16 protein-coding genes and 1 riboswitch are annotated in these 15,178 nt (G+C 71.9%); of the genes, 8 read left to right on the top strand and 8 right to left on the bottom strand.

The genetic code is table 11. The features are described from left to right. The first annotated feature begins 295 nt into the window (after positions 1 to 295). Entirely contained in the window at positions 296 to 790 is a 495-nt protein-coding gene (bldD, locus tag ABD844_RS38665; RefSeq protein ID WP_026214021.1) for a transcriptional regulator BldD, read from the top strand. A 1,032-nt stretch (positions 791 to 1,822) separates the two neighbouring features. Further along, positions 1,823 to 2,584: an SAV_6107 family HEPN domain-containing protein gene (locus tag ABD844_RS38660; RefSeq protein WP_344889628.1), complete on the top strand. Its 762-nt coding sequence runs from the start codon at positions 1,823 to 1,825 to the stop codon at positions 2,582 to 2,584. A gap of 721 nt (positions 2,585 to 3,305) precedes the next feature. Here the strand turns inward: ABD844_RS38660 and ABD844_RS38655 are convergent. Next, complete coding sequence (locus tag ABD844_RS38655) at positions 3,306 to 3,497, bottom strand: ferredoxin (protein WP_344889625.1); 192 nt, start codon at positions 3,495 to 3,497, stop codon at positions 3,306 to 3,308. A 6-nt stretch (positions 3,498 to 3,503) separates the two neighbouring features. Next, entirely contained in the window at positions 3,504 to 4,694 is a 1,191-nt protein-coding gene (locus ABD844_RS38650; RefSeq protein WP_344889623.1) for a cytochrome P450, read from the bottom strand. A gap of 97 nt (positions 4,695 to 4,791) precedes the next feature. On the opposite strand from ABD844_RS38650, the gene ABD844_RS38645 reads away from it, so the two are divergent. Both ABD844_RS38645 and ABD844_RS38640 read left to right on the top strand, forming a co-directional pair. Beyond that, entirely contained in the window at positions 4,792 to 5,397 is a 606-nt protein-coding gene (locus ABD844_RS38645; protein WP_344889620.1) for a TetR/AcrR family transcriptional regulator, read from the top strand. A 192-nt stretch (positions 5,398 to 5,589) separates the two neighbouring features. Beyond that, positions 5,590 to 6,123, top strand: a complete 534-nt coding sequence (locus ABD844_RS38640) for a hypothetical protein (RefSeq protein ID WP_344889617.1) — start codon at positions 5,590 to 5,592, stop codon at positions 6,121 to 6,123. A gap of 25 nt (positions 6,124 to 6,148) precedes the next feature. Here the strand turns inward: ABD844_RS38640 and ABD844_RS38635 are convergent, their stop codons facing one another. Beyond that, complete coding sequence (locus ABD844_RS38635) at positions 6,149 to 7,819, bottom strand: hypothetical protein (RefSeq protein WP_344889614.1); 1,671 nt, start codon at positions 7,817 to 7,819, stop codon at positions 6,149 to 6,151. Positions 7,820 to 7,929: 110 nt separating this feature from the next. Beyond that, positions 7,930 to 8,769 (bottom strand): L,D-transpeptidase family protein, encoded by an 840-nt coding sequence (locus ABD844_RS38630; protein ID WP_344889611.1) that lies wholly within the window; start codon positions 8,767 to 8,769, stop codon positions 7,930 to 7,932. A 98-nt stretch (positions 8,770 to 8,867) separates the two neighbouring features. Here ABD844_RS38630 and ABD844_RS38625 point away from each other — a divergent pair, with 98 nt between their 5' ends. Beyond that, positions 8,868 to 9,344, top strand: a complete 477-nt coding sequence (locus ABD844_RS38625) for a YbaK/EbsC family protein (RefSeq protein ID WP_344889608.1) — start codon at positions 8,868 to 8,870, stop codon at positions 9,342 to 9,344. Between the two features lie 10 nt (positions 9,345 to 9,354). Further along, entirely contained in the window at positions 9,355 to 9,930 is a 576-nt protein-coding gene (locus ABD844_RS38620) for a GNAT family N-acetyltransferase (RefSeq protein ID WP_344889605.1), read from the top strand. A gap of 204 nt (positions 9,931 to 10,134) precedes the next feature. Here ABD844_RS38620 and metF read toward each other — a convergent pair whose 3' ends face one another. Then, positions 10,135 to 11,055 carry a methylenetetrahydrofolate reductase [NAD(P)H] gene (gene metF / locus ABD844_RS38615; RefSeq protein WP_344889602.1) on the bottom strand — a complete coding sequence of 307 codons (921 nt, stop codon included), beginning with the start codon at positions 11,053 to 11,055 and terminating at the stop codon, positions 10,135 to 10,137. A gap of 93 nt (positions 11,056 to 11,148) precedes the next feature. On the opposite strand from metF, the gene ABD844_RS38610 reads away from it, so the two are divergent. After that, positions 11,149 to 12,216, top strand: coding sequence for a polyprenyl synthetase family protein (locus ABD844_RS38610; RefSeq protein WP_344889599.1), 1,068 nt, complete (start codon positions 11,149 to 11,151; stop codon positions 12,214 to 12,216). Positions 12,217 to 12,270: 54 nt separating this feature from the next. Here the strand turns inward: ABD844_RS38610 and thiE are convergent, their stop codons facing one another. The 3 genes from thiE to ABD844_RS38595 are packed head-to-tail and all read right to left on the bottom strand — an operon-like array spanning position 12,271 to position 14,461. After that, a complete protein-coding gene (thiE, locus tag ABD844_RS38605) occupies positions 12,271 to 12,909 on the bottom strand; it encodes a thiamine phosphate synthase (protein ID WP_344889597.1) in 639 nt (212 codons plus the stop codon). Further along, the gene (locus tag ABD844_RS38600; protein ID WP_344889594.1) at positions 12,887 to 13,261 is read right to left on the bottom strand and encodes an Rv2175c family DNA-binding protein; all 375 of its coding nucleotides are present in this window, start codon (positions 13,259 to 13,261) and stop codon (positions 12,887 to 12,889) included. The genes thiE and ABD844_RS38600 overlap by 23 nt, the downstream gene beginning before the upstream one ends. Positions 13,262 to 13,291: 30 nt before the next feature. Continuing rightward, the gene (locus ABD844_RS38595) at positions 13,292 to 14,461 is read right to left on the bottom strand and encodes an NAD(P)/FAD-dependent oxidoreductase (protein WP_344889591.1); all 1,170 of its coding nucleotides are present in this window, start codon (positions 14,459 to 14,461) and stop codon (positions 13,292 to 13,294) included. A 52-nt stretch (positions 14,462 to 14,513) separates the two neighbouring features. Continuing rightward, positions 14,514 to 14,630: riboswitch (TPP riboswitch) on the top strand. Here ABD844_RS38595 and ABD844_RS38590 point away from each other — a divergent pair. Further along, positions 14,599 to 15,178 (top strand): FAD-dependent oxidoreductase (locus tag ABD844_RS38590; protein WP_344889589.1); only part of this gene is annotated, 580 nt, incomplete at its 3' end. Its footprint overlaps the riboswitch before it by 32 nt.

The following is a 15,178-nucleotide window of genomic DNA, read 5'->3' as shown; positions in this document are numbered from 1 at the left end:
GCGGAGTCTCGTCAAACTGTGACGAAGTAGTGTTACCAGTGGGACATGGGGGGCGTTTGCGGCGATCCCTACCGGACCGGATTCGGCATCTTTTTTCCAATCAGCTTGACCTCAGGCGTCCACCCCTTTACCGTCACTGTGCGTAACCACACCTCGCGGCGTTCTGGGGTAAACCCAGGGCCATGGCTACCGATGGTGCCGAGCCTGGCACCAGACCCCCCGGTGGTCCGGGCATACGCCGCAAGGGAGCACAATCTACTGAGAGCGATACATACGAGAGCCGGGGGGCCACACGATGCCGTCTGAGTACGCAAAGTCGCTGGGTGCACGACTCCGCGCCATCCGCACCCAGCAGGGCCTGTCCCTGCATGGAGTCGAAGAGAAGTCGCGTGGCAGGTGGAAGGCCGTGGTCGTGGGCTCGTACGAGCGTGGCGACCGAGCGGTGACCGTGCAGAAGCTTGCCGAGCTTGCCGACTTCTACGGGGTGCCCGTCTCCGAGCTGCTGCCGGGCGGCGCCGCCCCCAGCCCGCTCGGGCCGACGCCCAAGCTTGTGATCGACCTGGAGCGCCTGGCGACGCTGCCGAAGGAGAAGGCCGGCGCCCTGGCCCGGTACGCCGCCACGATCCAGAGCCAGCGTGGCGACTACAACGGCAAGGTGCTGTCGATCCGCCAGGAGGACCTGCGCTCCCTGGCCGTGATCTACGACAAGTCGCCGAGCGAGCTGACGGAGGAACTCATCAGCTGGGGCGTCCTCGACGCCGAGGCCCGTCGGGCCGTGGAGTCCTTCTGAGGCCGTCCTGAGGTCGTTGTGACCTCGGGCCGGCGCGCTTCCGCCCGCCGCCCGGCCCGAGGTCGTCTTTGAGCCCACCCGCTCAACCGGGGGCTCCCGCCTCCCCGCGAGCCCCCGGCACCACCCACGCACCCCACCGCCGTACCCGCGCGACGTACTTTCCGCGCACACCCGGCCGCGCCTACGCGCCCCACCTCCCAGCCCGTGCGACGCTCCTCCCACACCCTTCGGCCGCGCCTACGCGTTCCACCGGCCCCACCACCTGACGGCCTCCGCGCACACCTTCTCCCGCACCACCTGGCCATACGGGCACCCCACCTCCCGCGTCACCCGGCCATACGCGCACCCCACCTCCCGCGCCACCCGGCAATCCCCGCGCGTCCCCTCTCCCGCACCACCCTGCGGGCCCCACGTCACCCACCTTCCGCACCACCCGGCCATGCGGGTGCGCCCCACCTCCCGCGCCACCCGCCTCCCGCGCCATCCGGCGATCCCCGCACGCCCCTGCTTCGCACCACCCACCTCCCGCACCGTCCGGCGGTCCCTGCACGACCCGCCTGCCACGCCACCCGGCCGTGTGCGCCCGGTCTCCCTCGACGCCCTGGCCATCATGGGCACGTCCGCCCGCCGCACTGCCCGCCACACGCCCACGGGCTGCCCGCCGCGCACCCACGGCACCGCCCAGCGCGCCAGGGGCGGCGTCTGCCCCACACACGAGCGGCACCCGCCCACCCTCACCCCGCACGCAACCGTGCCAGCCCTGAGGACGCTCGCAGACGTCCGCACTGGGCTCGCCGCGCCACCCGGCGCAACCATGCGTGCCCGGATCCGCACGCCACGAGCCAGGGACGCCCTCAGAGGCGGCCTCCACCTGCGCACGCCCACCCCCGGGCCCCTCTCGTGCGGACCGGCGCCGCCTCCGCTCGTACGTGCCGGGGCGCCGTGGAGCGGCGGGCTTCCGTTCGTGCTTGGCCCTGCGGACCGGCGGGCTCTGTCGCGTGTCGGTGCTTTCTCTTCAACATCATCGAACCTATGTTCGTGGAACAGGTTGACACCGAGGGTGATCGAAATTATGTTCGATCCAGTGACGGTGAGGCTCGCGGCTCAACGTCACCAGGACCTGGTCGCGGGCCGTTCGCTTCCCCAAGCGATCCCCGTGGCCAGGCTCCTCGGGCGAAGGGCGCGTCCTCGTCGTCGGCGGAGACGAGTGGGCGTGTCCTGGCCGGACGGGGAGAGGGGAAGCTCCTCGTCCGGCCGGCCCGGCGGAAATGTCGGTGGCGTCTGCGATTGTTGGCTTCACCGGCGCGGACGCCGGCGCCGCCCACGACTCCAAAGGAGGCGCGCAAGATGGCACCACGGCCTAGAGAAACGCCCGGGCCCCGGCTGTCGCCTGCGGTTCGGGCACACCTGACCGACTCACGTTCATGCCTGGCGGAGGCGACCGGCGCTCGCACCCCGGCATCCCGATACGTTGCCGCCCACCTGGCGGCCCTGCGAGCGGCGGCGGCGATCCTGGCCGCCCGTCCCCGTCCGATGGAGGGCCGTCGGCGCCGCCTGCGCAGCGCCTGGGACCTGCTCCCCGAGGCGGAGCCGAGTCTGGCGGAGTGGGCCGCCTACTTCGCGATGACCGCCGCCAAGCGCGCCGCCGCAGAGGCGGGGATGGTGCGGCGGATCAGCGCGGCCGACGCCGACGAGATCCTCGCCGAGGCCGAGACCTTCGTCTCGACGATCGAAGACCTTCTGGGCGTCCCCGGTCAGCCCCAGATCCCGGTGGACGTCCCTTTGGCGGGCTGACCTCGGGGCCCGCCCACGACCGGCACCGCGACCCCGATCCGCCCCCATAGCCCTCGCCGGTCACCAAGCTCTGCCCGGTCCCATAGTCCGGTCGTCCCTTTTCGCCCCGGATCCATCGCTCGTTGCTTCCTGGCCTTCACATCGTGCCGGGTCACCCGCTCCCCCGGATCCATTGCGCCTTGGTCCCTGGTTCATCGCTCCCTTCCTGGGGCCGTCCATCCTTGACCTGGGGCCGTCCTTCCTCGGCCTGGGGCCGCCCGCCCATGTGCGGTCCACCCCTCATGGCCCATCCGGTCCCTCATAACCCGCCCGCCGCCCGCAACCGCCGTTTTCCGCGGAGCCACAGGTCGGTGCCCGGTGTGGCCGGTCAAGGTCTGGCATGGACGCCCGCCCCGCCTCCGGGCCCCAGCCCACGGGCTTGAGGCACGTGTTGAGGGCGGGCTTGGGGCACGTGTTGAGGGCGCTTGCGGGGCGCTTCGTGGGCTTCCGTTCGTGGGCTTCCTGGCGACCGCTTCGCGCCCGAGAAGCCCCTTGAGGGCCCTGATGCCTGGCGGGCCCCACCTGGAGGTCCGGTGTCGGGCGGGTGCTTCTGGCCCGAACGGGGAGGCGTACAGACCCGAACGGGGAGGCGTGCGGAAACGACAGGGCCGCCGCCGCGGGTCTAGCTGCGGCGACGGCGAAGCGGTGCTAGGACCGGTGTCTCAAAGGGACGTCAAGGCGGTCACTCGACCGAGATGGCCCCCGACGGGCAGAGCGTCACAGCGCGGCGGACGGCGTCCTCCAGCTCCTGCGCGGGCACGTCCTGCAACAGGACGACCGTGCCCTCGTCCTCGCTCTGGTCGAACACCTGCGGCACCGTCAGCGCGCACATGCCCGCCCCGATGCACACCGATTCATCTGCCTTGATCTTCATGGTGACCTACCAAGTGACAGGGAGGCGGTGGACTCCGTAGATGCTCATTTCCGAGCGCATCGGCACCTCCTCGGGTGTTACCGCCAAGCGTAGGCCAGGCAGGCGGCGCAGCAGCGCAGGGTAGGCGATGCGCATCTCGGCGCGGGCGAGCTGCTGGCCGAGGCACTGGTGGATGCCGTGGCCGAAGGTCAGGTGCCCACCGGCGGGGCGGGTGACGTCGAGGTCCTCGCCGTCGGCGAAGCGCGCGGGGTCGCGGTTGGCGACGGGCAGGTGGATGGTGACCGACTCGCCCGCCTTGATCGTGGTGCCCTCGATCTCGACGTCCTCCAGCGCCGTGCGTATCGGCCCGAGGTGGATGATCGTCAGGTAGCGGAGCAGTTCCTCGACGGCGTTGTCGATCAGGGACGGGTCCTCGCGCAGGGCGGCGAGCTGGGCGGGGTTGGTGAGCAGCGCGTACGTCCCGAGCCCGAGCATGTTGGCCGTCGTCTCGTGCCCGGCGATCAGCAGCAGGACCCCGACTCCGGTCAGCTCCTCGTCGGTCAGCTCCCCGCCCTCGATGAGCCCGCTGAGCAGGTCGTCGGCCGGGTCCTTGCGCTTGCGCTCGATGAGCCCGTGCAGGTACGCCCAGATCCGCCGCATCGCCGCCACGGCGTCGGCGGACTTGGTCTCGAGGTTGACCAGGATCTTGGAGTCCTTCTGGAACTGTTCACGCTCCTCGTACGGCACGCCGAGCAGCTCGCAGATCACCAGCGACGGGATCGGCAGCGCGAACGCCTCGACGAGGTCCACCGGCCCGCCCTCGGCCGCCATGGCGTCGAGGCAGGCGTTGGTGATCTCCTCGATGCGCGGTTCGAGCATCTTCATCCGCCGCACCGTGAACTGACCGGTCAGCAGCTTGCGGAAGCGCGTGTGCTCGGGCGCGTCCATGCGCAGGAAGAAGCCGGGCGGGGACCGGAACTCCGGTTCCTTGCGCAGCTCCATCCTGGCCGCGATGGGCGGGTGCATGTTCTCGGCGAGGTTGCTGAAGTGGGGGTGCGCGAGTATCGCGCGGGCCGCGGCGTAACCGGTGACGAGCCAGCCCTGGTGGCCGTCGGCGTACGTCATGCGGTGGATCGCCGCTTGTTGTCGCAGTCTCGTGACTTCGTCGGGCGGATCGAGGGGGCGCTGGCGAGCGGTGGGCAGGGTCAGTTCGGACATGTTCCGGCTCCTTTCCTGGCTCAGCATCCAGAAAACCTCTCTGGATGCAAAATTTCAATGGGTGAAAACAATAAAACCATGCAGTATAGTTCCGCCCATGGTGGGACTGCGGGAGCGCAAGAAGCAGCGCACACGCCAGGCGCTGATCGAGGCGGCGCTCCGGCTGTTCGACGACAAGGGGTTCGAGGAGACCACCCTGGCGGAGATCGCGGCCAGGGCCGACGTCTCGACGCGTACGTTCTTCAGCTACTTCGCCAGCAAGGAAGACGTCGTCTTCTACGACACCCACGAGCGGCTGGAGATGGCCGTCACGACCCTGGCCACCAGGAGGCCGGGCGACTCCGTGACCGGCGTGCTGCTCAGGATCATCGAGCAGAGCTTCGAGCAGGCGGCCGCCTACGAGGGCCTGACACCCGAGGACGCGGCGCTGCGGGCGCGGCTCATCCTGACCGAGCCCGCGCTGCAGGCACGGGCGCTGCTCCTGCTGTTCGACAGCCAGATCAGGATCTCCAAGGCCCTGTACGAAGCGTTCCCCGAGCGGCTGACCCAGGAGGACGCGGCGGCGGCCGTCGGGGCGCTCATCGGGGCGATCAAGCTGGCGGCGATGGTCAACCTGGAGCACCACCGCTCGCTGGAGGAGGTGTGGGCGGTCGCTCGCCGCGCCTCCGAGGTCGCGCTGTCCGGGCTGCGCACTCTCGACTGAGCCGCCCTCGATTGAGACCGTCCCCTGAGTGAGCCGCCCCTCGGCTGAGACCGTCCCCCGACCGAGGCCGTCCCCTGACCGAGACCATCCCTGGGCCGAGTCCTGGGCTGAGGGCTCCCGGTTCGCCGGAGACCGCGTTCCTTTGAGAGGCTGTCAACCGGAGCCGGGCGGATCAGGCGAAGAGGAGAGCGGATGGCGGGGTTCGGGCGGCCGGTCGGTCTGGTCCTGCTGGGGCTGGGGCCGGTCCTGGTCGCGGCGTACGCGGGCGCCGGTCACACGGCCGTCCGGGCGGCGGTGCGGGAGCAGGTCGCGGGCCCCTCGTGGGAAGGCGGCCGGATCGACGACTCCGGGATGACCTCGCTGGGCCTGGACACCTGGCAACTGACCGGCCTGACCGCTCTGGTCACCGGTGTGGTGGCGCTGGCCGTCGCCGTCATCGGGGCGCTGCTGCTGCGGCCGAGGCGCGGCCGGACGACGTTGCTGGTGGTCTCGGGCTTCCTCATCCTGCCGTACGCGCTGGGCTTCCTCGTGGCGCTGGTCAATCCCGTCAGGATCCTGGGCTCCCTGCGCTCTGCCGACTTCGTCGCCGGTCTGCCCGCCTGGCAGCCGTTCACGGCCGTCCTGTTGCTGGCCGCCGGGCTGGTCCAGGCCGTCGGGATGTCGATGACCGCCGCCCAGGGCAGGCGCGCCACCAAGGCGGCCACCGCGCGAGACGCCGAGCCCTGAGACCGCCTCGGGCGGCGGTCCGTGGTCAGCCGCAGCGCCGGTTCGCCCAGCTCGTCCAGCCCTGGCGGACGCCGCCCTCGCCGGTGGCGGCCCAACCCTCGGGCGGCGCGGCGTCCGGCGGGACGACGGCGGTGCAGGCGCCCGGTGGCGGCGGGCCGGCGAACCGCTCGATCTCCGTCCACCACACCCGGTACGCCAGCGGCAGCCGCACCCTCCACGCCACCCGGGCGTCCACCGCCACCCCGCCCAGGGCCGGCGCGGGCAGCCAGTCACGGCCCGGCGTGGGCGGGCGGGGCGCCAGGTGCACCGCGAACGCGCCGTGGACGAGCATCAGCACACCCACGGCGAGCGGCCCGGCCAGGCGAGGGCTGAGCAGGGCGGAACCGGCCAGGCAGGCCAGCAGCGCCAGGGCCGACAGCGACGCGCCGACCAGGTCGAACGCGCCGGGCTCACCAGTAAGGAAGATCACCTCAGGGAAGTCGAACGCGATGAAGGCGTAGCGCTCCAGCCGGTCGCCCGCGTACCAGAGGGTCACCCCGCCGGTCACGGCCAGCAGCCCGGCGGCGACCGCCGCGTGCCGGGCCGCCGCCGGGCGGCCCCCGCGCAGCAACGTGAGCATCCCGGCCAGCGTCCAGGCCACGGCGACGCAGGCCAGGTAGCGGCCGTAGGCGTAGTTGCCCACGCGGTGCTCGTCGGGGAGTGCGGCCGAGGAGGCGTACGCGATGCCCAGCGTCGCCAGCAGCAGCGCACCGGCCACGACGCGCTGCGCGAGGGGCGCGGCCCGCCGCGCCAGCAGGACGGCCGCGCCCGACAACCCGACGCCCGCCAGGCCCCACGTGCCGGCGACGAGGTACCAGAGCTGCCCGGCCGCCCCCGACAGCGCCCACGCCTGGCCCTCCAGGCTGGTGAGCCGGGTGAGCAGCAGGCCGCCCAGGTCCCGCGTCCCGGTGGGATACAGCTCGGCCTGCAGCAGTGCGTTGAGCGCCCAGCCCGCCGCCGCGCCGGCGACCGCGCAGGCCAGCGCCGCGATCACGGCCACGCGCGGCACCCGCCGGGCCAGCACGGCCACGGTGAGCAGGGTGACCGCCAGGATGACGGTTCCGCGCAGGTGGACCGACATCGCGTACGCGGCCGGTCCGCCCATCGCGATCCCGGCCCGTACCGAGCCGCGGGCGGCGAAGTCGTGCACCGCGATCAGCCAGCCCAGCACCACGACCGGCAGGATCGCGTCTGCCAGCGCCAGCCCCGCGAACAGCATCAGCGCGGGCGACAGCCCGACCGCGAAGGCCACGGCCAGGGCCGTACCCCGGCCCGCGCGCAGCCGGCGCAGCAGCACGTACGCCACCGGGTACGCGCCGGCCGCCACCAAAGTCCCCGCCACGACCACCAGCCGGTACGCCGTCACCGGGTCGGAGGTCAGCCAGAACGCGGGGACCAGCAGCAGCGCGTACCCGGCCTGGTAGAACGTCGTGCCGGACAGATCGGCCCCGGCCCCGCCCGCCATCCACCGGGCGGCGAGGAGGTAGCCGACCTCGTCCGGGTTCGCCACCGGCCCGGTGTGATAGCGGTACAACCACAGCCGCAGCACCACCTGTGCGGCCCACCCGGCGGCCAGCAGCCACCACACCCGCCGCGGCCCGGCCGGGCTTCCGAGCGCGGCGGGCGCCGGCGGCCTCGCCACGAACGCAGTCGTCATGAGCTCCTCCAGAAAGTCCGGAGGAAGCCCACCAAAACCCCGATAACCGGCCCGTCACCACATCCGGTTATCCGGGCGTTATACCGTCAGCGCCCGGCCACGAGGGCCGCTCAGACGCGCTTGAACTTGCCCCTGACGTGCACCGGCACGCCCTTGCCCAGCAGCTTGGGCAGCTCCTGTGCCACGTTCATCGGCAGGCGGACGCATCCGTGCGAGGCCGGGTAGAGCGGCACCGACAGCGCCCCGTGGAAGGCGATCCCGCCGTTGAAGAAGATCGGGTTGTACAGCTCGCCCAGGTACGACTTGTGCCAGCCGCTCGCCCGCCACGTCGTGCGGTAGTTGCCGGTCGGCGTGCTCGCCGAGCCGCAGAAGCGCTGCGTCTTGCCCTGCCAGTCGGCGGTCTCGCAGTACGGGACGTTGCTGCCAGAGGACACGTGGGTGATCAGCTTCACCTCGCCGCGGACGTACAGCACCATGATCTGCTTGGTCAGGTCGACCTCGGCGCGGGTGGGCTTGCCGTTCGCGGCCAGCACCTTCGGCGTCTTCGGCGTCTCCAGCGCGTCCCACGTGCGATCGGCGATGGTGCTCGTCGGCTTGATGCCGTTGACCTTCTGGAACGCCCACACGGCCGCCAGCGTGGTGCCGCCGTAACGCCCGTCGGCCTTGCCCGGCCGGTAGCCCAGCTCTTTCAACCGCTCCTGCAGCCAGGTGACCGACTTGCCCTTGGCGCCCAGCTTGAGCGTCTTGCGCGGGGCGGCCACCGGTGCCTGCGTGGCGGCCGGTCCGCCCTGCCCCGCGGCGGGCGGGGTGGCCCGCGTGGTGTCTAAGGCGGCGGATGGCGCAGGGGGCGCGGAATCCTCGACCTGCGCCGCCCGCGTTCCGCAACCCGAGATGACGACCGCTCCGGCCGTCAGGAGAGCAGCCACTCCGGGCAGCCGTCGAACCCCCACGTTTACCACCTCTCCCACCATTCACCAACAGATCAGGAGACCCTATACCACTTACCAACAAGGGGTAATCGGAGCGCCAACCTGTTTAGAGTGTCCCCATGTCTGAGAAGTTGCCGGCGAACGCCGTCGTCGTTGAATCCGCGCTGCGTGAAGTGGGCGCGCAGGGTGAGATCGTCGTCCTGCCGGAGAAGGCCCCCACGGCGGCGACCGCGGCGGCGCAGCTCGGGTGCGAGGTGGGCGCGATCGCCAACAGCCTGATCTTCGACGCCGACGGGTCGCCGCTGCTCGTGCTGACCAGCGGCGCGCATCGCGTGGACGTCGAGCTGATCGCCCGTACGGCGGGCGTCGAGCGGGTACGCCGGGCCACCCCGGAGTTCGTCAGGCAGGCCACCGGCCAGCCCATCGGCGGGGTGGCGCCGGTCGGGCATCCGGCGCCCGTACGGACCCTGGTGGACAACTGGCTGAGCAAGCACGAGGTGGTGTGGGCGGCCGGCGGGCACCCGCACACGGTGTTCCCGACCACGTTCGACGAACTGGTGCGCATCACCGGGGGCACACCGGTCGACGTCGAGTAATGTGCGACGGGTGATCGAGTTTCGCGGAGCCGGTCCGGCCGAGTTCGCCGAACGGCTGGAGACGGTGATCGGCATTTACACGGCGGCGATGAATCCCCCGCAGGAGCAGATCGCCGGCCGCAAGACCATCATGCGAAATCACTCGACATATCCCTATTTCCAGTGCTATTTCGCAGAATTGCGTGATTCGTCGCTAGACGCGGCTTCTGTCCCCGAATTCCCGATCGTCGGTTTCGCCTACGGCTTCCAGGGCGCGCCGGGACAGTGGTGGCACGACGTCGTCCTGCGGGGCCTGGCCGAGCGGCTCGGCCCCGAGGCGGCCAACGCCTGGATGGGGCACGCGTTCGAGCTGGCCGAGATCCACGTGCACCCCGACTACCAGGGCAAGGGCATCGGCCGCGCCATGATCCGCACCCTGTGCGCCGGCCGCCGCGAGCGCTCGGCCATCCTGTCGACCCACGACCAGCCCACGGCCGCCCGCCACCTCTACGCCAGCATGGGCTTCACGGACCTGCTGACCGCGTTCGTCTTCCCGGGCGGCCACGAGGAGTACGCGATCGCGGGCCGCCCCCTGCCGCTCCCCTGACGGCCACCCTCCCCCTTTACCTGGGCTTCACGACTGAGGTCCCTGTGGCCCACGGGTTTGCCGAGCATGACGTGCGGGCACCATTCATGACAGAAAGTGACGGCACCTTTACTCCATGGCTACTGTCCCCTGCCCGTCACCCGCCCGGTCCCCCTGCGGGCGGGTGGCGGGCTCCCCACTGCCCGGACCCGGTTTCAGCGGCGGTCAGGCCGAGAGGGAGACCTGGTCGAGTCGTTCGAACACCTCGCGAGACGCGCTCGACCGGTTGAACGTGATGAAGTGGATCCCCGGCGCGCCCTCGTCGAGCAGGCGCTGGCACAGCTCGGCGCCGTGGTCGATGCCGAGCCGCCGCACCGCCGCCGGGTCGTCCTTGACCGCCTCGAAGCGCGCCGCCACGCCGGGCGGGAACGGGGCGCCCGAGAGCTGCTCCGAGCGGGCGATCGTGCTCATCTGCGTGACCGGCATGATGCACGGGATGATCGGGGTGTCGCAGCCCTTGGCCGCCACCCGGTCGCGCAACCGCAGGTAGTCGTCGGCCTGGAAGAACATCTGGGTGATCGCGTAGTCGGCCCCCGCCCGGCACTTCTGGACGAAGTATTCGGTGTCGGACTCGATGGACGGCGAGCGCGGATGCTTGTAGGGGAAGGCGGCCACGCCGACGCAGAAGTCTCCGGCCTGCCGGATCAGCCGTACGAGATCCTCGGCGTAGAGCACGCCCTCGGGATGGCGCACCCACTCGGCGGCCGGGTCGCCGGGCGGGTCGCCGCGCACCGCCAGGATGTTGCGCACGCCCGCGTCGGCGAAGCGGCCCACGAGGTGGCGCAGCTCGCGCACGGAGTGGTTGACCGCGGTGAAGTGCGCCACGGGGGTCAGCGTCGTGTCGTGGGCGATCCGCTCGACGATGTCGACCGTGCGGTCACGGGTGGACCCACCCGCCCCGTACGTCACGGACACGAACGTGGGCCGCAACGACTCCAGCTCCCTGATCGCGCGCCACAACTGCCGCGCCCCCTCGTCGGTCTTCGGTGGGAAGAACTCGAAGGAGAACGACCGCGCGCCGGAGGCGAGCATGTCGCGGACGGTGGGAACACGATCGGGCCGGATGGAGGATCGACCAAGCGCCATGGGCCCAAGGTTACCGTCAGTTCCGCCGATCCACCGGGTCACTGGAGACACCTGGACATCCGTGCCCGGCCGTACGGCCACTAGTCTCATGGCATGACCACTGACGCCGCCGGCATGGGCACCTTGCGCGCGCAGGTGGAGCGCGCCCTAGCGGAGTTCGTCGAACGGCGGCTGCCGGCGGGCGGCGAGCCCGACTTCGCGCCGCTGCGCAAGGCCGCCGACGAGCTGCTGTCGGGCGGCAAGCGCCTGCGCCCGGCCTTCTGCTACTGGGGCTGGCGCGGCGCCGGCGGCACCGACGTGCCCGGCATCTTCACCGCCGCCGCCTCCCTTGAGCTGCTGCAGGCCAGCGCGCTGGTGCACGACGACGTCATGGACAAGAGCGACCTGCGCCGGGGCATGCCGTCGGCGCACCGCCGCTTCGAGGCGATGCACGTGCGCTCGGGCTGGCAGGGCTCGGCCGACCAGTTCGGCGAGGGCGCGGCGATCCTGCTGGGCAACCTGCTGCTGATCTGGTCGGGCGAGATGTGGCGGCGCAGCGGGCTGCCACGCGAGTCGCTGGAGGCGGCCCAGCCCGTCCACGACCACATGCGCAGCGAGCTGATGTGCGGCCAGTACCTCGACCTGCTGGAGCAGGCGAACGGGGAGAACACGTTCGAGTCGGCGCTGCGGGTGGCGCTGTACAAGAGCGGCAAATACTCGGTGGAGCAGCCGCTGCGGCTCGGCCTGACGCTCGCCGCCCGCGAGAAGGCGCCGTGGATCGACGAGCTGTGCACCGGCTACGGCCGCCGGGTCGGGATCGCGTTCCAGCTCCGCGACGACGTCCTCGGGGTGTTCGGCGACCCCGCGCAGACGGGCAAGCCCGCGGGCGACGACCTGCGCGAGGGCAAGCGTACGATGCTCATCGCCCGTACGCTGGCGGCGGCCTCCCCCGCGGACGCGGGGACCGTGCGGCGGCTGCTGGGCGATCCCGGGCTGGACGAGCACGGGGTCGAGACGCTGCGGCAGATCATCGACGACACGGGCGCGCTGCGGGAGTGCGAGGACCTGATCGGCGACTACCTGGGCGAGGCGCTGGCGGCCCTCGAATCGGCCCCGGTCACCTCGGAGGCGCGTACGGCGCTGGCCGAGCTGGCGATCGCGGCCACCTCGCGCAAGACCTGAGGCCCCGCGCAGGGTAGGGGGCGCCCGCCGGTCAGGCGGGCGCCTCGGGGAGGTTCAGCCCGCTGCGAGGCGTTTGGCGAACTCCGCGGCCGCCGCGCCGGGATCGTCGGCGTCGGTGATCGCGCGAACGACCACCACCCGGCTCACCCCGTACGACATCACGTCGTCGAGGTTGCCCAGGTCGATGCCGCCGATCCCGAACCACGGCCGCGACGTGCCCAGCGCCGCCGCGTGCGCCAGCAGCGGCGGGCCGGGGGCCGGACGGCCGGGTTTGGTGGGGGTGGGCCAGACGGGCCCGCAGCAGAAGTAGTCGACGCCCTCCTCCACGGCCGCGGCGGAAGCCTCGGCGGCGGAGTGGGTGGACCGTCCGATGACGATGTCGTCGCCGAGTATCTCTCGCGCGACCGTCACGGGAAGGTCGTCCTGCCCCAGATGGAGCACGTCGGGGCGGGCGGCGTGGGCGAGGTCCGCCCGGTCGTTGACGGCCAGCAGCCTGCCGTGCCGGTCGCAGGCGTCGCGGAAGTGCTCGAGGAGCGCGAGTTCTTCGCGCGCCTCGAGGCCCTTCTCCCGCAGTTGGATGATGTCCACTCCGCCGGCCAGCACCGCATCGAGGAACTCCGCCAGGTCGCCGCGGTCGCGGCGGCCGTCTGTGCAGAGGTAGAGGCGGGCGTCAGAAAGCGAGGGCTTGGGCACGCCGCTTCACCTCGGTGTGACGACCGGCCTTGATCGCCTGGATGGGCGACCCCGGCAGGGACTCGTCTGGCGTGAAGAGCCAGCGCAGCGACTCGACATCGTCGTAGCCGGCGTCCAGCAACACGGTCAGCGTGCCGGGCAGGCCCTTCATCACGTCTTGGCCGTCGAGGAACACCGCGGGCACCTGCGGCCCGCCGCTCCCCCGGCGCACGCCGAGGAGCTTGTGGTCCTTGAGGAGTTGTTTGGCCCGCCCGAGCGGAAGGTCGAGGCGCGTGGCCACTTCGGGGAGAGTGAGCCACTCGTCGACGAGCTGGTCGGTCTCCCGGTCGATCTGTGCAACAGAAAGCGTCACGAAACCACAACTACCACATGGCGCGCTTGCTCAAACAACACAATCTCGTAGGGAGACCTGTGGATCTACCAGGCGTTCCACGTCGAGGCGGTGGCCGGCCTCGATGATGCGCCGCCCCTGGACGAGGTCGCGCGGCCGGTCGACGGCCAGCACCGCGGCGAGCGTGTCGCCCTCGGTGAGCCACACGGCCGACCACTTGCCCTCGGGCTCGCCCCGGTAGACGAGCCGCTCTCCCGCGGGGTGGTGGCCGGCGTACTGGAGCATGTGGCCGAACTGCTCGGACCAGAAGTACGGCACCGGATCGTAGACCGCCTCCTCCCCCAGCAGCGTCGCGGCGGCCACCTCGGGGGCGTTGAGCGCGGTGTCCCAGTGCTCCACCCGCAGCCTGGTCCGCCAGCGGCGCGACCACCAGGCGGCGCAGTCGCCGACGGCGACGGTGCCGGGCAGCGAGGCGCGCAGGTGCTCGTCGGTCACGACGCCGTTGTGCAGGTCGATGTCGGCGCCGGCCAGCCATTCGATCGCGGGACGCACGCCGATGCCGGTCACGACGACGTGGGCCTCGACGAACTCGCCGCCCACCAGGCGTACGCCGCCCTCGTCGACCGACTCGACCATGGTGCCCAGACGCAGGTCGATGCCGTCGTACCAGGGCAGGGTGCGGGCCCCGATCCCGGTGCCGACGGCGGTGGCGAGCGGGGTGGCGGCGCTCTCGACGACCGTGACGGCGCAGTCGGCGCGGCGGGCCGCGGTGGCCACCTCCGCGCCGATCCAGCCCGCGCCGATGACCACGACGCGGGCGCCGGGCACGAGCACGGCCCGCAGCTCGTGGGCGTCGTCGAGGGTGCGCAGGACGTGCTGGTGGCCGTCGCCGGGCAGCCTGATCGGCTCGGCGCCGGTGGCGATGACCAGGCCGTCGTAGCGAAGCTCGCCCTCGGTCGTCTCCACGACGCCCGCGCGCAGCGACTTGGCGCTCACCCCCGGGCGGAAGTCGACCTCCATGACGTGCAGGTCGGTGTCGACGAAGCTCGTGTCGGCCTCGCCCTTGAGCACGGCCTTGGACAGGGGCGGCCGGTCGTAGGGCCGATGGCGCTCCTCACCCAGCAGGGTGATCCGGCCGGTGAAGCCGCGCCCGCGCAGGGCCTCCACCGTACGCACTCCGGCCAGGCCGGCTCCCACCACCACGACATGGTTCACGTTCATGACCATAACGGGGGCGGTGCGTGCGTCCGTCACCGAGGCCGTAGGCTGTGGACGTAAGACGCGCGGGAGTCCGGCCGTAACCGGGCTGAGAGGAAGGCTTTGCCGGGCCTTCGACCGCAAGACACCTGATCCGGATCATGCCGGCGAAGGGAGCGCAGGTGGACGTGATCGTGGGCGGCGGGGTCGTCGGGCTGTCGGTGGCCTGGCGGCTGGCACGCGAGGGGCGGCCCGTCACCGTCGTCGACCCGGCCCCGGGCATGGGGGCCTCGCACGCGGCCGCGGGGATGCTGGCCCCGGTCAGCGAGGTGGCCTACACCGAGGCGCCGCTGCTGCGGCTGGGGGCGGCCTCGCTGCGCCGCTGGCCCGCCTTCGCCGCCGAACTCACCGCGGAGGTGGGTGCGGAGGTCGGCGTCGCCTCCTCGCCGGGCGGCGGTCTCGCATCGCGCACGGGGCCTGGCTCGGGCGGTGGTGACCTGCTTGATCTGCGCTCGGACGGCACGCTCGACGTGGCCTTCGGCGCCGACGACCTGGCCGCGCTGGACGAGCTGGCGGCGTTCATGGAGAAGCTGGGGCTGACGGTCGAGCGCCTGACCGGGCGCGAGTGCCGCCGCCTGGAGCCCATGCTGGCCCCGTCCGTACGTGGCGGGCTGCTGGCGCCTGGCGACGCCTGGGTGGACCCGCGCCGGGTGACGGCGGCGCTGCTGACCGCGCTGGAGC

Source organism: Nonomuraea antimicrobica (genome assembly GCF_039536965.1).
Taxonomy (GTDB): Bacteria; Actinomycetota; Actinomycetes; order Streptosporangiales; family Streptosporangiaceae; genus Nonomuraea; species Nonomuraea antimicrobica.
The sequence above is the reverse complement of the archived record's forward strand: the minus strand, read 5'-3'. Positions and strand labels throughout refer to the sequence as shown.

Bases quoted from the DNA above. Each gene is read 5' to 3' on its own strand.
- ABD844_RS38645 (WP_344889620.1), top strand. From the start codon at position 4,792: ATGGTGGGACTGCGGGAGCGCAAGAAGCAGCGCACACGCCAGGCGCTG.
- bldD (WP_026214021.1), top strand. From the start codon at position 296: ATGCCGTCTGAGTACGCAAAGTCGCTGGGTGCACGACTCCGCGCCATC.
- ABD844_RS38660 (WP_344889628.1), top strand. From the start codon at position 1,823: ATGTTCGTGGAACAGGTTGACACCGAGGGTGATCGAAATTATGTTCGA.
- metF (WP_344889602.1), bottom strand. From the start codon at position 11,055: ATGGCGCTTGGTCGATCCTCCATCCGGCCCGATCGTGTTCCCACCGTC.
- ABD844_RS38650 (WP_344889623.1), bottom strand. From the start codon at position 4,694: ATGTCCGAACTGACCCTGCCCACCGCTCGCCAGCGCCCCCTCGATCCG.
- ABD844_RS38595 (WP_344889591.1), bottom strand. From the start codon at position 14,461: ATGAACGTGAACCATGTCGTGGTGGTGGGAGCCGGCCTGGCCGGAGTG.
- ABD844_RS38610 (WP_344889599.1), top strand. From the start codon at position 11,149: ATGACCACTGACGCCGCCGGCATGGGCACCTTGCGCGCGCAGGTGGAG.
- ABD844_RS38635 (WP_344889614.1), bottom strand. From the start codon at position 7,819: ATGACGACTGCGTTCGTGGCGAGGCCGCCGGCGCCCGCCGCGCTCGGA.
- ABD844_RS38655 (WP_344889625.1), bottom strand. From the start codon at position 3,497: ATGAAGATCAAGGCAGATGAATCGGTGTGCATCGGGGCGGGCATGTGC.
- ABD844_RS38625 (WP_344889608.1), top strand. From the start codon at position 8,868: ATGTCTGAGAAGTTGCCGGCGAACGCCGTCGTCGTTGAATCCGCGCTG.
- ABD844_RS38640 (WP_344889617.1), top strand. From the start codon at position 5,590: ATGGCGGGGTTCGGGCGGCCGGTCGGTCTGGTCCTGCTGGGGCTGGGG.